Raw genomic sequence first — 18667 nt, forward strand, 5'->3', positions numbered from 1 at the left:
AGGTAGCGTTTAGGCTTGAGAGACTAAAGCGCTGTGTCTTAGTTCTTTCAGCCGTAAACCAATATTGCCCAATATTAGCATTAAGCCACCGACAATTTGGTAGCTAGTCAGCCCCATATCGAGAAATAGCCAGTTAATCGCCCCTGCAAACACAGGGAAAGACAGTTCGGCCAAAGTCGCCATTTGCGCGGGCACAGTCCGTAGCCCACGATAGTAGAACCACATCCCAATCAAACCACTCAATAAGGCCATCACAATGGCTAAGCCCAAGTCTTGAGTGAGCATAGGGCGAAGGCTCTCCATATCTATTAACGCTAATGGCAGCAACACCATGAGGCCAGCAAGAAAACGCCCAGACATAATGGCATTGGCCGCAACACCTTGATGAGACAAATATTTACCGCAGACAGTTGCCGCCCCCCAAGCGATTACCGCGACCAATGTATAACCATAACCTTTCAAGATACTCACGCTGTCGCTGGAGTAATGCCATTGAGCCGCTTTCAGCTTAACTAGATCGGGCCACATCATTACAAAGCTCCCGCCAAGAATAACGACTGCCCATTGCAGGAAATTGACCTGGATACGCTCTTTTAAAAACACATAAGCCAATAAAATCGCAATGATCGGCTGCAGCTTCTGCAACAAAATCACCACCGTTGGGTTTAAATAAGCGAATGCTTGCGTGAAAGCGAGAGTACCGACGGCTGATCCTATGCCGCCGATAAAAAACAAACAGCCATAAGACGCTTTAGACAAATAACGAAAAGTATCTCGATAACGCCATAATAGTGGCGCGGTCACTAAAACAAGGGTCAAGTGCTCTATTAGCACTATCTGTAAAGTTGAGTAGCCTGCACTCAGTAAAGGGTAGCGTATGAGTGTATCAAGGGCCCATGTAAAACATGCCACCATGATAAAGAATGTACCTGCCATCTTAGATCTCTCCCATTCCAGTAAGATGCACAGGGGTGATGAGGAATATACCAAGCGCCCTACCTTCAATTGAAGGCAGATAAAAGAGCACGAACGCTCTAAGTAGGTAGATACTACTCATGGAGAGTATCTACCTACTTGCTTAGTCGACTTCTATCATCCGGACTGTAACCGTCGGCTCTGGAGTCACACCAGATCTGCTGACCTTAGTTCTCCTTATGATAGAAAAACTAAGCGCTCGCGGGCTGTTTAAAGCAAGGTAAAACCTTGAACAATAAAATCACCGCCGGTGGGGAATTTCACCCCGCCCCGAAGTTCGATTTATGTAAAATATTTGAAGGTTAACTTTAATGGTATGCAAACTAATGAGCAATGCAGATTTAGCTTTAATCCGCATTTCTTTCGCTATTGTTGAGCAAGCCGAATGATGGTTTCTAATGCATTTTTTAATAAGGCAATGTCTTCTGTTGAAGATGGTAGAGCTTTTTGAGCACACCCATTAATCATTACGGCATAATCAGTGAACAGTCTTTCTTGACCGTAATGCTTAGTTAAGCGAAGAGTAATACTCCTCTTATATTCGTCAATTTGTTGTTGTAAGTCCTCTACTTTTTTTACATCATTTTGGCTGTAAGCGAGTAGCCCAGGCGTAATAATCTCTTGTTGAATAAAGTCTTCATAAGATACTAACCCTTCACGCACCACCTGCAGTTCTGTTGTTGAATACAACGCTTCCAGTTTATCCGTTGTATCCACTACAAAATCAATGGCTGCCTGACACTCCTGCATTTCATTCAGTGACGGAGTGGATAAAACATCAAAACTTAACATTAATCCCGAGGTAAGAGCTAAAATAAAGCGTTTGCTGTCCATAGTTTCACCTATCAAGTGAGTTATTAAACGTAGATGCATGTCAAAAAATCGTCGTCAATTTGATTAAACTACATAATAAAACGACAAAGAAAAGAAAATAATTGTATTATTAATAACTAAGCATAAAGGATGAAGACAAATATGCCTTTGTCTTTCGCGTAAGCTTTCTATGCATATTGCAGGATATGGATATTCTTATATGAAGTCAGTCAGTCATCACTCGTCAAGATACGGATTCGTTTTAGAGCTATCAGATGCCTACCGACACAGGCAATTTAGACGAGTTGCCCAGCAATTGTTTATGTCTGGGGTAATGACTTACCTAGTCGCTCCCATCGGTATGTATATTGCCTGGGATACTGCCAATACTTTATGTTTGTTCGCTTGGGCGGCAAGTTTAATGTTAAGTGGTGCTTGGTTTTTATTTATTTGGCACAGCTACAGCCGGCCGCCGGTACTGCGCATGGTGAGTAAACGACTCACTATACTCTCACTTTGTTGCATTACTTTAGTCTCCTCCTTATATGCCGTTTTATTTATCCATCTTTTCTATAACTTTTCTGATGCACATCGAATCATTTTAATGGCGGTTGTGTCAGGCTTTATCTCTACTGGTGCTTGGCAGCTGTCCAGTTTACCCCTTGCAGGCATTCTCTGGTCGCTCCCTTTGTGCATTCTTTTTGCACTAGGTATTGCGCTCATGCCTAGCCATGAATTTTACATCATGGCCCCTCTTCTGTTGTTTTACAGTGTGTACTTAAGTATTGCTGTTATTACTTCTGCGAGAAAACAAATTGAAGCGCTTGATGCAGAAACGGAAGTCATTAGGCAAAGTGAGACAGTTGGCTTACTGCTCAACGACTTTGAAGAAAAAGCCAGCGACTGGCTATGGGAGACTAATGCCGCAGGAACTCTCAGCCATGTATCGGTGCGTTTAACTGAAGCGGTTGGCACCAGCTCACAACAGTTATTAAGCCGCTCCTATTTGAGTATCATTTCTTCTCTTGTTGATCACAGCGAAGCGGACTATACACGCCATTTGACAGCACTCGCCGACGCACTAAACAGTCACCAGCCCTTTAACGATCTCATCCTGCCGATTAAAACAAATCAAGCCCCTCTATGGTGGTCTTTCTCAGCAAAGCCCTTAAAGGATGCGCATGCAAACTTTTGTGGCTGGCGTGGCGTTACCTCAGATATTACAGACAGCTATGAATACGAAAAAGAAATGCAGCGGCTCGCTAATGTGGACTCTTTGACCGAACTATCCAATCGTCATCATTTAACGGCTCAACTGAATCGCTTTTTTTCCTTACCCATTACTCCGTGCGCCTTACTATTAATTGATTTGGACAACTTCAAGGCCGTCAATGACACTCTCGGTCACGCAGCAGGTGATGACTTATTATGTGCGGTGGCTCGTAGAATGAATAGCCTCTTACCAGAACAAGCCGTTTTAGCTCGTTTAGGGGGAGATGAATTCGCTCTGGTCGTGCGCCAAGATCTTGAACCTAGCCAGCTGTCTGAGCTTGGCCATAAATTACTAAATCGCATTAGTAAGCCATGGAGCCATGGTGGTCATAAACTCGACGTTCATGCCAGTATAGGTATTGCCATTGCTCATCAGGATGCACAATGTGTTGAAAATTTATTAAAGGCTGCCGACCTAGCGCTTTATGCAGCAAAAGCCTCCGGGCGGGACTCCCTATGTTTCTTCACACAACAAATGGAGGAGCAAGCTCAGCTTAAAAGATCGACCCTTAATGATATGAGAAGAGGCCTAAACAAAGGTGAGTTTGTGTTGTTTTATCAACCTCAAATCAACCTGATCGACGGTGAGCTTACTGGCTTCGAAGCCTTAGTTCGTTGGCACCATCCACAACGAGGCTTGCTCTCACCTATTGAATTTATACCTCTTGCTGAAGAAAGTGGCCTCATCGTGCCACTGGGGCGTTGGATTCTGCAACAAGCCTGTACAGAGGCTTGCTCTTGGCCCAGCGATTTAAGAGTGGCGGTTAACGTATCGGCCATACAAATTGAGCGGTCTGACATCGTATTCGAAGTAAACAACATTCTTCAGAGCACTCAAATTGCGCCGAATCGATTAGAGGTTGAACTTACCGAATCCACCTTAATGGGGGACAGTGCTTCGACCTTAATATTACTGAATGAGTTACGCGATATAGGTGTGCGTATTGCACTCGACGATTTCGGGACAGGCTTTTCATCTCTTGCGTATTTAAATACTTTCCCATTAGATAAGCTAAAGATCGACCGCTCATTCGTCACCCTATTAGCCAAAGAGAGCGAAGACACTTCTTCCGCTATTGTCGATACTATTGCAAGACTTGCCCGTACCCTAGATTTAGAGACGACCGCAGAAGGGGTGGAAACCGCTGAGCAATTCGAAGTACTTTCTCGACTCGGCATAGACTATGGTCAGGGCTATCTTTACGCAAAACCTATGCGCGCAGATGAAGTATTGGAGTTTATAAAAACACTTGATTTAGGTTAGAAAAACTTACTCACAAGGAGCAACAACGCGTTGCGTTGAAGCGGGAGCGGTGCGTAATTTATTCACAGGGCGAATTGGCCTCGGAGCAAAATCACCACCACAGTTCGGACATACCCCCTTCAACACATCCGTTACACAGTCCACACAAAACGTACATTCGTAAGAGCAAATCATGGCTTGTGTGGAAGCAGGTGGTAGATCTTTGTCACAACATTCACAATTGGGTTTTAGAATTAGCACTACTCTCTCCTGTCCATACTTTGCCACGCCACCAGCAATCAACTAGATTGCTTACTTGTACAATTATCATACGCCATCTATTTTTAAAATATCATGAATGATAATAAATGGATGGATATCTCATGCGTCGTTTCGTTTTTTTACCCGCTTTCTTAGTGCTCACTGGCTGTGCTCAATCACAACTCAATGTGGTCGACAATCTCACCGTGTCGGCTCGTAATGATGGGGTAATGATGAACCCAGGACGATGGTTCATAACTGGCCACCCTCTGCAAACCACCTATGTATCCCTTAACGGGCAACTGGGTCTAAACATAGGACAAGTGTGCGTGGCCAGCCGTTTTCGCTCTCCCTTTACGATAAACTGTATAAAAGAGAACGCTGATCTAAAACCAACTAAACGGCAGGGACAAATTTATCAAGAATACTATGAAGTTAAAGGCCAAAATAAAGACTTACAAACCTTCATTAACGCCCAAAACGCTTTACAAGCGCAAGTCTTAACCTATTCATCAGCGGCGATAGAATTGCTGCAATGCCAACAAAAAATTTATCAAGCAGAGCTTAGCCAACTGCCAGAAAACCATGAAGGCGACTCAGCAACTAATCACACTAGCGCCTTAGAAACGAGTAAAGAACTTAGCAAAAGCCACTGTAAAACTGAGCAAGAAGAACAAGACCGACAAAACACGGAATTAAACGCCAAGCAGTTAGCAGTGAATAAAGCGCTCACTCAAGCCAATAGGCTGGTGTATAACTGGTCGGATGAGCGCACTTTTAAAGGTGGTATTTTTCAATCCAGCAACAATAATGGTCAAAGTACTTTCTCTCAACAAGCTGCAGGCTATACTTTGGTGAATAGCTTAATTTTGTCCCGTTATCAACTGTCTTGTGAGGAACTTAATCGCCTAAAAGCCATGACGAATGCCAGCCATCTTAAAGTTGTCACCATGACATTAGCCGCGAAAGAACTTTATTATCACGCCAGTAAAGACTCCGCCTTTTCCTTACAAAGCCAACTTGCTCTTCAGCCTAGCAAGCTACAGTCGTTAGCTAAGTTGCTCGATGAGGAGCAGCTCTTACTAGGCATAGAAGCGGCCTTATCCAGCAGCACTTCTCTGGCCTCGCAAGGCTACTTTGCAACACCAGAAGTCAAATTATCTAGCTACAGCAGCCAAGGCTCAGATACTGAAGACTCCAATTCAGCAGGCTTAGAGCATGGCTTGACCTATTATGCTGTGCTGTCAGACTTAGAGAGTCTATCCTGTTATAAATAACCGCTAAAAGACTCCTAACTCAAGGTTTACCAATGACATCTCTGCACCCTGTTAAACGTTGCCAGTGGGCAACTAGCGCCCCAGATTTCCCGCACTATCATGACAATGAGTGGGGGTTTCCTGTTGCCGATGATCAAAAGCTTTTTGAAAAACTTTGCTTGGAAACTTTTCAGTCAGGTTTGAGCTGGCGCACGATACTCAACAAAAGAGACAACTTCCGTCTAGCTTTTGCTCAATTTGATTTCAATCAAATCGCTAAGTTTGATGAATCGGATGTTCAACGTCTACTACAGGATAAAGGTATTGTGCGTAACCAACGAAAAATCTTAGCCGTTATTAATAACGCCAAAAGAGCACAAGAAATGGTGATAGAAGAAGGTTCCCTCGCCGCCTTCTTATGGCGCTTCGAGCCCAACACCTGTAGCGCTTACCAACCTATCAGTCAAACCACCTGCCCAGAGTCCATAGCACTTGCCAAAGAGTTAAAAAAGCGTGGCTGGCAATTTGTTGGACCAACAACCCTCTACGCTTTCATGCAATCCATGGGACTGATCAATGATCATGAGGAAGATTGCTTTCTAAGAGAAAAAATCTCTCTCGCCCGAAAGTCCTTTAAACGACCAATCTAAATGACAAAAAAGCACCAAAAAAGAGCAAAAAATAATCATTGCATCGAAACATTTTCGCCACTAACGTTTAAATATACTGATCACATAACGCACGATAGGGCTTTAAAACAGGCTTTAAATGATGGACAGTAATAACAACAAGAATGGTTAGAGTGCACATGACAAGATGTCTATTAAAGAAATTGCAACACAATTAAAGCTGTCAGTTTCCACGGTTTCCCGGGCGCTAAATGATTATCCGGATATTAGCCCGAGCACTAAAAAGCGTGTGCTAAATGAAGCCTCACGACAAGGCTACCAACTTAAAGGTGTAGACACAGCACACTGGGTACAAACCAAGAAGGTGATCACTGCGATCATTCCTAGTCAGGAAGCTCAGTATCTCGACCCCATTCTTTCGAAGGTTCTTGCTGGTACAAGGGAGGCATTGCAAGCAGCGAACTATTTGCTGCAAGTGGCCTCAATTGATACCGGATCAAAGGAGTTAAGCGAATTTGAACGCTTAGTTAAAAGCGGTGATCATGACGGTTTTCTCCTCCTTCGCACTCGGGTTAACGACCCCAAAGTCCATCGTCTATTAAAGCTAAATGTGCCATTTGTCTGTTATGGCAGAACAGAAAATGCCAGTAAATTTGCTTGGCTTGATCTCGATAATCACCAAGTAGGGCAACTTAGTTTAAACCGCCTTTATGAACAGGGGCATCGTCATATTGGCGTTGTCTCCGTTAACGAGCGGTATTTCTTTGCTCAGCAGCGCCTATTAGGCATTCAAGCCGCAGCGCAAGAAAGAAGCCTTAGCATTCCTACGAATCATTATCTGAAGGTCGGGTTTGATGAAGAAGAAGCCTATGTAGCCTGTGCTGAATTCTTATTGCGGCAGCCACACATCAGTGCGTTGATCTGCCTCACGAATACCAGTGCACGTAGCGCAGCCCTAGCCGCGATGCGGATAAACAATAACGACCACAATGTAGAGATTGTCGGTTGTGATACACCACTTGATGAGCTAAATGCCAGCATGGGAATTACAGGTATTCAGCAAGCGCCACCGCAACAGATAGGTAAGCAACTTGCCGACATGATGCTGGCGCGAATCAAAGGTAAACCCGTAAACGATCTGCAAGTGGTTTTATCCCCAGGCGTCGTGACGTCTGGGTTTTCATAGCCACTTATCACTGTTAGATACAAACCAATAAAAACAATACGAGGAAATCACAATGAAGAGATCCACTGCCCAATTAATCTCCAGCACAGTGTTACTCAATGGTTTACTTTTAAGCCCGTTAGCTCAAGCGACCACGATTGAATTTTGGACCACTCAAACTCAAACAGATCGGCTACAAAATATTGAGCTGCTTACCAGCACTTTTGAAGCACTCAATGACGGTATCACAATTAAAGTTATAGCCGTTGACGAAAATGAGATGGCCACCCAAATGGCTGCTGCCGTTGCTGCTGATACAACACCGCAACTTATCGAGGTGAACTCAGAAATCATCATGGCATTTGGCGAAGAAGGGATTGTTGACAGCAATATACATCAAGCCGTTATAAATGATCTTGGACAAGAGGCGTTCCATAAGGGCGCATTGACCACATTAAAATCTCCAGAAGGAAAGTATTACGGTCTGCCTTACCATGGTTGGATTCAAGGTATTTGGTATCGTAAAGATTGGTTCGAAGAAAAGGGCCTTGCCGCGCCAAATACTTGGGACAACATACTTACTGCGGCTAAGGCATTGACGAATAAGGACAATAATCAGTACGGTATCTTAGTGGGTACCAAACAAGACAGCTTTACGGAACAGGTATTTACTCAATTAGCGCTCTCAAATAACGCCAGTGAGTTCGATGATCAGGGCAATCTCATCTTCAATAGCCCTGAAACGCTAGAAACCATAGAGTTCTACCAACAACTCGCTCAATATAACCCTCCTGGACCTCAGAATTGGCGCGCCCGTGATTATTACCTACAGGGTAAAATGGCCATGTTTTTCTACTCCACTTATATCATGGACGACCTTGCTCTAGCGGAAGTTGCCATGAGTTCTCTTTCTGCTGAAAACTTTGCAGAGCTGAGCGGCGGCACTTTCGACCCAGACCTAGTTAAGAACACCGCTTTCGCTCCTATCATCACGCATAAAAGTGCCGCGTCCTACGGAACATTATCTGGCCTGGTAGCCTTGAAAACTGAAGACAGTGCTGAAGCACAGGCAACCAAAGACTTTATTGAATTTATGTATGACCCAGCTAGCTACATAACCTTTTTGCATATGGCACCAGGCGGTATGAACCCTATGTTAAAAGGTATCGCTGAAGATGAGGCCTACCTAAATGATCCCAATGGCGTATTCAAGCTTTATGGCGCAGATAAAATGAAGCAGATTGTGTCTGGGTTCGACGACATTCGCTCCTTTTCTGTTGTCGACGGTAAAACCTTTCCAGCTTCTGGAGAGATTTTTGCTAAATCCGTCATTCCTCGCATGATCTACGATGTCACTATTGAAGGCAAAGATCCTCAAATGGCACTCGACAGCGCTGAAGCTGAGATGAAAGCCATCATTACCCAATAGCAACATTGCACCCTAATAAGTGCTCTCTGACCACATGAGAGCGCTTGTTGTGCTTTGTCATCTTCGCGACGAGACAGCATGAGGCACATTGGTACCTCAAGCTACGAAGGAACGTGAGTCACGTTCAGCACAAAAGGATGGAAATATGTCATCAATACTCGTAAAAAATGAAGCCAAACTCGGACTAAAACTGGTGGCGCCAGCCGTCGGAATTATCGCTCTATTAGTCATTTATCCGATTTTATTTAACATCTATTTGAGCTTTTTTGATGTGCAATTAAACGGCGAAAAGACCTTTGTTGGTTTAGAAAACTATTCCGATTTACTTGGCAACCCGAGATATTATCACTCAATTGGCGTCTCCATCGTCTATCTAATAGGAACCGTGGCCGGAACAACACTACTCGGACTTGGGGCCGCAATATTAATGAACCAAGAGTTTCGTTTTCGCAACCTAGCTCGGGGCCTCATTCTTCTTCCCTACTTTGCCCCAGTGATCAGTGTGGTATTCGGTTGGCAGTTCATTTTTGATCCCGTCAACGGTATCTACAACCATGTGGTTGTCGATGTTCTGCAGCTGACAAACACCCGTGAGAATCTAATTGGTGATCCAGATTCGGCCTTATTTGTCGTGATTGTTTTCGATATTTGGAAACACTTCCCGATTGCCTATTTACTTTTCCTGGCCAAACTACAAAGTGTGCCAAAAGACTTGTATGAAGCCGCCGCGATTGATGGGCAAAACGCTTGGGGACGCTTCTGGCATGTCACCTTGCCAGAATTACGCTTTGTTATTGCGACGGTGGTTCTCTTACGAGTGATCTGGAATTTAAACCGCTTTGAAGATGTTTACTTATTGGCTCCGAATGTCGAAACCTTGCCCATTTTCACCTACTACCAAGCCTTTGCGGGACTGGTGGACCAAGGCGCCGCCGCGGCGATCTCAGTGATTCAACTGTTGGTGCTAGTGGGACTCATCTGGCTATACGTTCGCAAGGTACTCAAATGGTAATTTTTACGACAACACACTCTTACAGCATGGTGACCTTATGATGAATAAACGCACAAACATGCAATCGATCTTACTTTATACGCTGGTCATCGCTTTAGTGATTTTCTGCGTATTCCCTTTTTTACAGATTCTCTCGACATCCCTCAAGCACCCGATTGACTGGGGAAACGCTTCGCTGATTCCGCGGGTCTTGCATCTCGATGCCTACAAAGAATTATTAGGCTTGATGCCCAGCAAAGAAGTGGAAGTGCCTGCCAGCATACAGCGTTTGCTGGACAACCCAGCACTTTCTGCCGAGAAAAAGCAGCTCTTATTGACTAAGTTTACCGATGGTGGTGATGTGTTTTCATTTGGCCGCTACATGCTAAACACCTTTTCCATTTCTTTGGTTACGGGTATTTGCTCTACCTTCTTAGCTTCTCTGGCTGCGTATGCCATTGCCCGCTTACGTTTCCCAGCTCAATCATTAATGGCTAATGGAGTGCTTTTTGTTTATATGGTGGGGGGCGTTTTATTAATGGTACCCCTCTATCAAATGAGCGTAAACGTTGGTCTTGCTTCTTCTGCAGGCGGGACAATTTTAAGCTTGTTTTTGATCTATCTTATTCAAACCTTACCCGTTGCTATGTATATGTTGGGTAATTATTTCCGCACCATTCCTTTTTCCTTAGAGGAAGCGGCAATGATGGACGGCTGCTCTCGCGTAGAAGCCTTTTATCGCATTATTTTACCGCTCTCAAAACCCATGCTGTTTACAGTCTTTATTTACTGTTTTGTCATTGCTTGGAACGAGTACCTCTTTGCCTCAGTGTTCTTAAAGCAGTATCAAGACTTCCAAACCTTGCCACTGGCATTGCAAACCTTATTCACCTCAAAGAATGCCATTTGGGATCGCATTATGGCCGCCTCAATGCTCACGCTATTGCCCGTCATCATCTGCTTCATGTTGGCGAATCGTCACCTATCAGGTGGCTTAACCGACGGCGGCGTTAAAGGCTAATCCAATTAGGACAGGGAGAAATTTATGAGTTCAGTAATTTTACGCAACGTTTGTAAATCCTATGGCAACTTGCCGATCGTCAAAAACCTCAACCTCGAAGTAAAAGATGGTGAGTTCGTGGTTTTAGTCGGCCCCAGTGGCTGTGGCAAAAGTACTACCTTACGCATGGTGGCGGGATTAGAAGATATCACCCAAGGTAAGGTGCATATTGGTGATACAGAAGTGAATGATCTGCCCCCTCACAAGCGCAATATTGCGATGGTGTTTCAAAACTATGCCTTATATCCACATATGTCGGTGCGGGAAAATATCGTCTTCGGGTTAAAAAAATCTGGGGCAGATACGGCTACGATTCAAAGTAAATTGGCCGATGTCTCAGAAATGCTCAAGTTGGATGAATACCTAGACAGAAAGCCCGCCGACCTTTCCGGAGGCCAGCGTCAAAGGGTCGCCATGGGGCGCGCTCTTGCACGGGATGCCGATGTCTATTTATTCGATGAACCCTTATCAAATCTGGACGCGAAATTACGTCACCACATGCGTACCGAGATTGCTCGAATTCAACATCAATACAATATTACGGCCATTTACGTCACCCACGATCAAATAGAAGCGATGACCCTAGGAGACCGGGTGGTAGTAATGCGTGACGGTATCGTTGAGCAAGTGGGATCACCTATGGATATTTACCTTCAGCCGACCAACACTTTTGTCGCTACTTTTATTGGCTCTCCCGCGATGAACCTTATTGAGGCTCAAGTAGAGGGTGATGAGTTGGTGTTCGACCAATACCGAATTCCAGCTCAGCGCATTGCCAATGTCGATATGCATACCCTCGCCCAGCACAATCAGGTTTTATTGGGCATCAGGCCTGACTTTTTTGAAGACAGCGCTCTCACCTCCCCTAGCGGTAACGTTTTTGTCTTCGATGACATTCAAGTCGATTTGGTAGAAAACCTTGGCTTCGATAAAGAAATAATGTTCAAGCTTGGTGGAGAAGATGCGAAAGCTCGCTTAGACCTTCGTTCCCACGTTAAGCGCCAGCAAAGCCTTTCTTTGTCGGTGGATTTAAGTCGCGTGCTGCTATTCGACACTAGCCCTCAAGGGATGTTGATTAACGCAGGAACAGAGGAATAACCGGAACATAAGCCATGGTGTAAATAAAAGTTTTACACCATGGTCGTTTTCAAAAGGCGTTCAATCACTTAATAACGCGGCGGCACTGCCACACACCGTCATAACAAAAAGAAACCACTTAAGATGCTGTGGGTTAGCCTTGATGGCCAACTTCACAGCGAGGTGTGAACCCAGCATAGTGCCGCAAGCCAGAATTAAACCTGGAATCCAAAGGATTTGATCATTCCAAATAAAAACCCCTAGAGCCAGAGCGGTAAAGCCCAGAGTACACACCATTTTTAAAGCATTAGTTCGCACTAGGTCATATCTCAATGTGCCAGCCAAGGCAGCGATTAAAATAAAGCCAACGCCCGCTTGTACAAAGCCACCGTAGACCCCCGCTACAAACAACGCCAGCCATGCGCTCGGTTTCTCTTTAACTTTAAACGGTACTGTGCCTTCTGGAGGGGCTATTATCGCAGGACGCACTATCATGATAACCGTCATGCCTATCATGGCACTTAACAATAAGGGTTTGAGCCATTGCTCCGGTGCATAACTGGCCGCAAAAGCCCCTACTACACCTCCTAAAAGTGACGGTATCATGACAGGTAAAATGTTATGCCCATCAAGTTTTTTTGCCTTACGAAATCCGAGCGTAGCAGTGATATTCTGCAAGAAAACCCCCACACGATTCGTCGCATTCGCAATATCCGCAGGCATTCCCATGACCATTAAAGCGGGCAGTGTTAAATTAGATCCGCCACCTGCTAGAGTGTTAATAATTCCCGCCACAAACCCCGTACTAATTAACAAAGTTACGGTAAAAAAACTGTATTCCATTAACATAATTTTCCTTAGAGACTATGCTTAAAAAGGCTGCTGCGGAATCATAAAGACTTAGATAAAAAGACACAAAAAAAATGATATTTTGTAAAAAAGGTATTATCGCGATACATATAGAATCAGAGCCTTAAAACACCTAAAATGCCTTAAGTTTAGTGTTTTTATCTCAAATATAACGTATTCCATGAGGGACACTTATGTCGGTTAAATCTAAAATTATTGCTTTAGTTGCTGCTGGGGTGATATTGCCCGTGTTAATTGTCTCCGTAGTGATTATTGGTAATATTCGAAGCAATGCCTTATTAGACTTTGAAAGACAAAGCCAAACAGAAATAGGGCACGTAGACACTATCTTTTCGATGTTCTTAAACAACTTGGCTGAGAATACGGAATTTTTTGCTCGTACCGCAGCGTTAAAGCAGCTCACCCCAGGCAGCATTAAAAGCTATGTTAATGCGCCTTCCAAAGAAATGACCCCTCAAAATAACTCTCAGCTAGAGCGACAAGCTTTCGCGCTAATGAACGACTTTGGCCAAACTCACCCCGATTTAACCTATATTTGGCTCGGCACCAATGATGCGGGTTATTTACAGTGGCCAACCGGTAAAAATGCCGAAAATTATGACCCCACAAAACGAGGTTGGTACACACAATCTATTGATAGCTTAGAAGCCAAGCGCATTCCAGCTTATGCCGATTCTTTATCTGGCGCACCTTTAGTGGACTATGTCATGCGCTTTGAAGGACAAAGCGACCTTTACGGCTCAGTGGGTGTTGATGTCACCTTAAAAAAGCTTACCGAAATATTGTCTGATGTGAAGTTTGGTGGTGAAGGGTATGTGGTCATGGTGGAAGATACTGGCACAGTGCTGGCCGATCCTTCCGATCCAGAAAATAATTTTAAGGATATTAAAGAAGCCTCTCGTACCTATGCAGAGCTCAACGACGAAAGCTCAGTACAAGAAATCAATATTGATGGCGAGACTTGGTTTGCCAAAGTTTATATTTCCCCAGACCTTGGTTGGAAATTTATCGGCTTAGTTCCTAGTGACGTGGTTTTCGCCCATGCAAATAGCTTAATTGTGACCACCGTAATGATTGCCATTGTAATGATTGCGATCTTCATGGCAATTGGCTCGATTCTGTCTAGTGTGGTTATTCGTCCTGTAAAAGTGATGGCCGATAGCCTAACAGATATTAGCCAAGGGGAAGGGGATCTCACACAGCGTCTTGACGTTATAACCCAAGATGAATCGGGGCAAATGGCGCAAGCCTTCAATCATTTTGTTTCTTCGATCGACCAAATCATTGGCCATACTAAAACCTCCTGTGAGCGTATTAGTAATGTCGCCCACAAGTCAGAAACGTTATCGACAAGCTTAAGCCAAACAGTGAACCAGCAAGTTGACTCAGTCGATCAAGTGTCCACCGCTTTCAACGAAATGGTCGCCACTGCCAATGAAGTCGCTTCTAACTGTAGCGCTGCGGCACAGGCGGCAGAAAACAGTGAAGCTCAAGTACAAGAGGGTAATCAACTTATTCAGCAAACCATGTCGTCATTGCAGAACCTTGAGACAGAGATAAACAGCTCCAACGACACAATGCTGGTATTGGCCAAAGAGTCTGACAACATTGTGAGTATTCTTGACACCATTAAGGCCATTGCCGAGCAGACCAACTTACTGGCGCTGAACGCAGCAATTGAGGCAGCACGTGCGGGCGAACAAGGCCGAGGCTTTGCGGTAGTTGCCGACGAAGTCCGAACTCTAGCAGGCCGCACGGCCCAGTCTACCGATGAAATCGACAAGATGCTTACCCAGTTGCAGCTGCAAACGAATTCCGCATCCAGCAAGATGCAGAACAGTGTAAGTGTCGCAAAAGACTCGGTAGCGCTGGCCTCCCAAACCTATCAAGTTTTTGAGCAAATTCTCAGTTCAGTGCTCGATATCAAGGGCATGATGATTCAAATTAGTGCCGCAGCAGAAGAGCAGCATTTGGTGGCAGAAGAAATCAACAACAACGTATTGGTCATTCATGACGGTACGGTTAAATCTGATGATTTGTCTAAGCAGGTGACGGCCACAGCCACCGCGCTAAATGAACTATCCAGCGAGCTACAAGCTATGGTGCAACGTTTTAAATCCAGCTAAGCACCTAGCCGACAACACATTTAATAGCCCATCAGGCACTTAAACATTTATCTCGTTTAAGTGCCTTTTTTATGGTTTTAAAAATACTTGTTCAGTTTTCGGTTGTTGTTTCTCCAAGCCCTGTATTAACCTTTTAAAACGCTGCTTAAACCATGCTACCGTTAATTAACAGAGATGCTCTTTATGGTGATTACTGATCCGCAACAAGCCGATGATTTTTATCAGGCCTTGCTCGAAAGAAAACCCAGTTATGTGGGGAGTTTCTTTGTTGGGGTAAAAACCACCTCTATTTTCTGTATTGCTACCTGCCGAGCCCGCAAACCGAAACGCGAAAATGTCACTTTTTACACCACCCTCAAAGAAGCCATGTTAGCAGGCTTTCGGCCTTGTAAAGTGTGCCGGCCCACTGAAAATAGTCAGCAAACACCAAGGGAAGTACAAGCCGCCATTGACCTTGTTCGAGACAGCGAAAAAGCTAAGATTACCGATCAGCAGTTACGGGAAGGGGGTATTCGGCCTATTTATGTGCGACGCTGGTTTAACCAGCATTACGGTATGACTTTTCAGACTTTCCAACGTATGTACCGTATTAACCTGGCGTACCAAGAGTTGAAATCGGGTAAAAGTGCTACTGTCACGGCGCTGGACACAGGTTATGAGTCTTTAAGTGGCTTTGGCTATACCTTTAAGAAAGTATTGGGGCACTCCCCAAAATTTAATTCGGAGAACGCAATGATATTAATTGATCGTCTAACGACACCTTTGGGCCCTATGTTTGTGTGCGCCTCTGAAAGCGGCGTTTGCTTACTAGAATTTGTCGACCGACGAATGCTCGAAACCGAGGTTGAAGATTTACAGAAACGTTTTAAAGCGCCTATTGTGAATGGTGAAAACCAACATATAAAGCAACTCAAACAGGAACTAGAAGAGTATTTTTCAGGGCAAAGAAGTGTTTTTGATGTGCCTTTGGATACGCCCGGCACAGATTTCCAACAGCAAGTATGGCAAGCTTTGCAGAAAATTCCTTATGGCCACACGGCAAGCTACCAGCAACAAGCAACCAGCCTTAACAACCCTAAAGCAGTACGGGCCGTTGCCCGAGCCAACGGTATGAACCGTATCGCTATTGTGATCCCTTGTCATCGAGTGATAGGTAAAGACGGCAGTTTAACCGGTTATGCCGGAGGCTTAGAAAGAAAGCGTTGGTTACTCGACCATGAGAAGCAACATGCTTAATTAATGCCGAAATACTCTACTAGATAAACCACCTACAAGTGCCGCCATATTTTAGCAAATAGCTTATGAGGTTTACGTTGATAGGGTGGCAACAGCCACGCTAGTAGGTCTGGTCCTTGCTTGTAAACCACGGATTTAGCATGGGAAAAAGTAATAAAACCTTCTTTCGCATGATAAGAACCCATGCCAGAATGGCCTGTACCGCCAAAGGGCAGGTCGACCTGAGCCACTTGCACCAAAGTATGATTAAACACCAAACTGCCACTGTGAATGCGTTCTTCACTCTGCATCATTTCCAAGTTATCACTTGTGAAAACATACATGGCTAAAGGTCTGGGCCGCTGCTGAATATAATCCAAAGCCTCGCCAAAAGTGTCATAGGAAAGAATTGGGAGCAACGGACCAAAGATTTCATCCTGCATAACTTGCAGCGCATCATTTGCTTCATGCAACACATGCAACGCGAGTTTCCCCTCTAGCTCTGCAGGGCCAGTCATTAGCTTTTCACAAAGTACTTCTGCTTGCTCGGCTTCCTTAAGATAGCTTTGTAGGCGCTCTAACTGACGCGCATTGATCATGCTCGTGTAATCTGGGCTTGCGATCCCTTGAGGATAAAGCTGGCTAAGCTTGGTTTTGAGTAAGTCTATTAAGGCGGATTTATGAGACTGATGACAAAGAATATAATCAGGCGCCACACAGGTTTGCCCAGCGTTCATCATTTTGCCGAAAAGAAGGCGATCTGCCACTCTCTCCAGGTTCGCACTTTGTGCTACCACCAAAGGCGACTTGCCTCCTAGCTCTAAGGTAACAGGAGTAAGGTTCTGGGCGGCATTGGCCATGACTTTTTTGCCAACTTGGCTGGAGCCTGTAAACAATATGTGATCCAGCGGCAGTTGCGTAAACGCGTTTGCAACGTTTGCTTCCCCTTCGATAAAGCAAACCCAATCTTGCCCGAGTGCTTCTAGTAGAAGTTTACTTAACACTTGGTTGGTTGCAGGACAAAATTCGGAAGCTTTTATCATGACACGATTGCCTGCGGCGATTGCACCAATTAAAGGCCCTAGAGATAAAAGCACCGGATAGTTCCATGGGGAAATAACGCCCACTATCCCTTTCGGTTGATAAATGACCTTGCCTCGACTGGGCTGAATACTGAAATGTAGATGACGCTTCGAAGGTTTCATCCAGTTTTTCAGTGATTGTTTGGCATGCTTCAGTTCATGTAGAACAGGCAAAAGCTCAATCAAGCGCGACTCTTCTGGTGCTCTATGACCGTAATCCGTTTGTAGTGCCTCTAGTAGCTCTACTTCATACTGCAACAGAGAATGCTGTAACGCCAATAATAATTGCTGACGCTGTTCTAAAGAGGGATAGGGGTGATGGTTTTTTACAGTATTTAGACGTTTAAAAACTTCTTTCAACTGCTCTTCAGTATACTCTTCAAACATAACATAGACCGATAATTATAATTATTTATCATATAATGTAGCATAAAAACTCAGACTAGCCTTACCCCTTGATAGTTCGCTAAACTGAGGGAAACCTAAAGGAGTAATAGATGGCTACAATTCTTTGTTATGGTGATTCTCTGACGTGGGGATCAGTACCAAACGGTGGACGTTATCCTGCCCATTTACGCTGGCCTACCCTGCTAAACGAAGCCCTAGGCTCTGAACATCAAGTAATCAATTTTGGCTTACCTGGACGTACCACTATCTGGAATGAGCCGTTTCTTGAAGGGCGTAATGGCTTAACCTACATTCAAGCTGCCCTAGAAACGTTTGGCCCAGTAGACGTACTGATTATTATGCTGGGCACCAACGACCTAAAACGTCATTTCAATATTGGAGCTTTTGAAGCCGCCAAAGGTGTGGAAAAACTGATCAAAAAAGCCCGTATGCCTAATCAGCAGGTTTTTCCTTACCCAGAGATCGTCATAGTTGCCCCACCGAATATTTTATCCCCAACAGGTGAAATGGCCGAAAGTTTTGCAGGTGCTGTTGAAAAATCGCAATATTTCCATCAACACTATCAAAAAATAGCCTCTCAGAATGATTGTCTGTTCTTAAATTCTGCGGGTGTACTACAGCCAAGTAGCATTGATGGAGTACATTTGGATACGAAAGGGAACCAGCAATTAGCCACGGCTCTTGTTGAGCTAATAAAGCCCAACCTATAGGCTCAAGCCATTGTTTTAAATATATTTTTAAGAATTTTTTAAAGTAGAGCAAACCGTGTTCACAAAGCAGGAGTCTGAGTAAAGC

Annotated in this window: 16 protein-coding genes and 1 riboswitch; of the genes, 11 read left to right on the forward strand and 5 right to left on the reverse strand. The window is 44.5% G+C overall.

Features of this window, described 5'->3' with window-relative positions; all coding sequences use genetic code 11:
* Positions 1-9: 9 nt before the first annotated feature.
* Both ABJF92_RS03520 and ABJF92_RS03525 read right to left on the reverse strand, forming a co-directional pair.
* On the reverse strand, positions 10-936 hold the full coding sequence (locus ABJF92_RS03520; protein WP_446814464.1) for a DMT family transporter: 927 nt from the start codon (positions 934-936) through the stop codon (positions 10-12).
* Positions 937-1080: 144 nt separating this feature from the next.
* Positions 1081-1258: riboswitch (FMN riboswitch) on the reverse strand.
* Between the two features lie 83 nt (positions 1259-1341).
* Positions 1342-1809 (reverse strand): hypothetical protein, encoded by a 468-nt coding sequence (locus ABJF92_RS03525; RefSeq protein WP_446814465.1) that lies wholly within the window; start codon positions 1807-1809, stop codon positions 1342-1344.
* A gap of 199 nt (positions 1810-2008) precedes the next feature.
* On the opposite strand from ABJF92_RS03525, the gene ABJF92_RS03530 reads away from it, so the two are divergent.
* The gene (locus tag ABJF92_RS03530; RefSeq protein ID WP_446814466.1) at positions 2009-4324 is read left to right on the forward strand and encodes a putative bifunctional diguanylate cyclase/phosphodiesterase; all 2316 of its coding nucleotides are present in this window, start codon (positions 2009-2011) and stop codon (positions 4322-4324) included.
* Between the two features lie 6 nt (positions 4325-4330).
* Here ABJF92_RS03530 and ABJF92_RS03535 read toward each other — a convergent pair whose 3' ends face one another.
* Entirely contained in the window at positions 4331-4564 is a 234-nt protein-coding gene (locus ABJF92_RS03535) for a DUF1272 domain-containing protein (RefSeq protein WP_446814467.1), read from the reverse strand.
* A 122-nt stretch (positions 4565-4686) separates the two neighbouring features.
* On the opposite strand from ABJF92_RS03535, the gene ABJF92_RS03540 reads away from it, so the two are divergent.
* From ABJF92_RS03540 to ABJF92_RS03570, 7 genes are all read left to right on the forward strand, one after another.
* Entirely contained in the window at positions 4687-5841 is a 1155-nt protein-coding gene (locus ABJF92_RS03540) for a hypothetical protein (RefSeq protein ID WP_446814468.1), read from the forward strand.
* A gap of 32 nt (positions 5842-5873) precedes the next feature.
* Entirely contained in the window at positions 5874-6470 is a 597-nt protein-coding gene (locus tag ABJF92_RS03545; protein WP_446814469.1) for a DNA-3-methyladenine glycosylase I, read from the forward strand.
* 166 nt (positions 6471-6636) lie between these two features.
* Positions 6637-7635: a LacI family DNA-binding transcriptional regulator gene (locus ABJF92_RS03550; RefSeq protein ID WP_446814470.1), complete on the forward strand. Its 999-nt coding sequence runs from the start codon at positions 6637-6639 to the stop codon at positions 7633-7635.
* Positions 7636-7687: 52 nt separating this feature from the next.
* Positions 7688-9043, forward strand: a complete 1356-nt coding sequence (locus ABJF92_RS03555) for an ABC transporter substrate-binding protein (RefSeq protein WP_446814471.1) — start codon at positions 7688-7690, stop codon at positions 9041-9043.
* A gap of 145 nt (positions 9044-9188) precedes the next feature.
* A complete protein-coding gene (locus ABJF92_RS03560) occupies positions 9189-10055 on the forward strand; it encodes a carbohydrate ABC transporter permease (RefSeq protein ID WP_446814472.1) in 867 nt (288 codons plus the stop codon).
* Between the two features lie 37 nt (positions 10056-10092).
* Positions 10093-11055, forward strand: a complete 963-nt coding sequence (locus ABJF92_RS03565; RefSeq protein WP_446814473.1) for a carbohydrate ABC transporter permease — start codon at positions 10093-10095, stop codon at positions 11053-11055.
* A 24-nt stretch (positions 11056-11079) separates the two neighbouring features.
* The gene (locus ABJF92_RS03570; RefSeq protein ID WP_446814474.1) at positions 11080-12192 is read left to right on the forward strand and encodes an ABC transporter ATP-binding protein; all 1113 of its coding nucleotides are present in this window, start codon (positions 11080-11082) and stop codon (positions 12190-12192) included.
* A 60-nt stretch (positions 12193-12252) separates the two neighbouring features.
* Here the strand turns inward: ABJF92_RS03570 and ABJF92_RS03575 are convergent, their stop codons facing one another.
* A complete protein-coding gene (locus tag ABJF92_RS03575) occupies positions 12253-13014 on the reverse strand; it encodes a sulfite exporter TauE/SafE family protein (RefSeq protein ID WP_446814475.1) in 762 nt (253 codons plus the stop codon).
* Between the two features lie 200 nt (positions 13015-13214).
* On the opposite strand from ABJF92_RS03575, the gene ABJF92_RS03580 reads away from it, so the two are divergent.
* Together ABJF92_RS03580 and ABJF92_RS03585 are read left to right on the forward strand one after the other, a co-directional pair.
* A complete protein-coding gene (locus tag ABJF92_RS03580; protein ID WP_446814476.1) occupies positions 13215-15167 on the forward strand; it encodes a methyl-accepting chemotaxis protein in 1953 nt (650 codons plus the stop codon).
* Between the two features lie 183 nt (positions 15168-15350).
* Entirely contained in the window at positions 15351-16403 is a 1053-nt protein-coding gene (locus ABJF92_RS03585; protein ID WP_446814477.1) for a bifunctional transcriptional activator/DNA repair enzyme AdaA, read from the forward strand.
* Positions 16404-16435: 32 nt separating this feature from the next.
* Here the strand turns inward: ABJF92_RS03585 and ABJF92_RS03590 are convergent, their stop codons facing one another.
* Complete coding sequence (locus ABJF92_RS03590; protein ID WP_446814478.1) at positions 16436-17851, reverse strand: coniferyl aldehyde dehydrogenase; 1416 nt, start codon at positions 17849-17851, stop codon at positions 16436-16438.
* Between the two features lie 110 nt (positions 17852-17961).
* Between ABJF92_RS03590 and ABJF92_RS03595 the strand changes: the two genes are divergently transcribed.
* Positions 17962-18582: an SGNH/GDSL hydrolase family protein gene (locus ABJF92_RS03595; protein WP_446814479.1), complete on the forward strand. Its 621-nt coding sequence runs from the start codon at positions 17962-17964 to the stop codon at positions 18580-18582.
* The last annotated feature ends 85 nt before the right edge of the window (positions 18583-18667 follow it).

This window comes from Marinomonas sp. (assembly GCF_039940335.1).
Classification (GTDB): domain Bacteria; phylum Pseudomonadota; class Gammaproteobacteria; order Pseudomonadales; family Marinomonadaceae; genus Marinomonas.

Coding starts and splice junctions, on each gene's coding strand:
- ABJF92_RS03550 (WP_446814470.1), top strand. CDS start 6,637: ATGTCTATTAAAGAAATTGCAACACAATTAAAGCTGTCAGTTTCCACG.
- ABJF92_RS03570 (WP_446814474.1), top strand. CDS start 11,080: ATGAGTTCAGTAATTTTACGCAACGTTTGTAAATCCTATGGCAACTTG.
- ABJF92_RS03585 (WP_446814477.1), top strand. CDS start 15,351: ATGGTGATTACTGATCCGCAACAAGCCGATGATTTTTATCAGGCCTTG.
- ABJF92_RS03555 (WP_446814471.1), top strand. CDS start 7,688: ATGAAGAGATCCACTGCCCAATTAATCTCCAGCACAGTGTTACTCAAT.
- ABJF92_RS03540 (WP_446814468.1), top strand. CDS start 4,687: ATGCGTCGTTTCGTTTTTTTACCCGCTTTCTTAGTGCTCACTGGCTGT.
- ABJF92_RS03580 (WP_446814476.1), top strand. CDS start 13,215: ATGTCGGTTAAATCTAAAATTATTGCTTTAGTTGCTGCTGGGGTGATA.
- ABJF92_RS03525 (WP_446814465.1), bottom strand. CDS start 1,809: ATGGACAGCAAACGCTTTATTTTAGCTCTTACCTCGGGATTAATGTTA.
- ABJF92_RS03595 (WP_446814479.1), top strand. CDS start 17,962: ATGGCTACAATTCTTTGTTATGGTGATTCTCTGACGTGGGGATCAGTA.
- ABJF92_RS03560 (WP_446814472.1), top strand. CDS start 9,189: ATGTCATCAATACTCGTAAAAAATGAAGCCAAACTCGGACTAAAACTG.
- ABJF92_RS03590 (WP_446814478.1), bottom strand. CDS start 17,851: ATGTTTGAAGAGTATACTGAAGAGCAGTTGAAAGAAGTTTTTAAACGT.
- ABJF92_RS03565 (WP_446814473.1), top strand. CDS start 10,093: ATGATGAATAAACGCACAAACATGCAATCGATCTTACTTTATACGCTG.
- ABJF92_RS03575 (WP_446814475.1), bottom strand. CDS start 13,014: ATGGAATACAGTTTTTTTACCGTAACTTTGTTAATTAGTACGGGGTTT.
- ABJF92_RS03545 (WP_446814469.1), top strand. CDS start 5,874: ATGACATCTCTGCACCCTGTTAAACGTTGCCAGTGGGCAACTAGCGCC.
- ABJF92_RS03530 (WP_446814466.1), top strand. CDS start 2,009: ATGAAGTCAGTCAGTCATCACTCGTCAAGATACGGATTCGTTTTAGAG.
- ABJF92_RS03520 (WP_446814464.1), bottom strand. CDS start 936: ATGGCAGGTACATTCTTTATCATGGTGGCATGTTTTACATGGGCCCTT.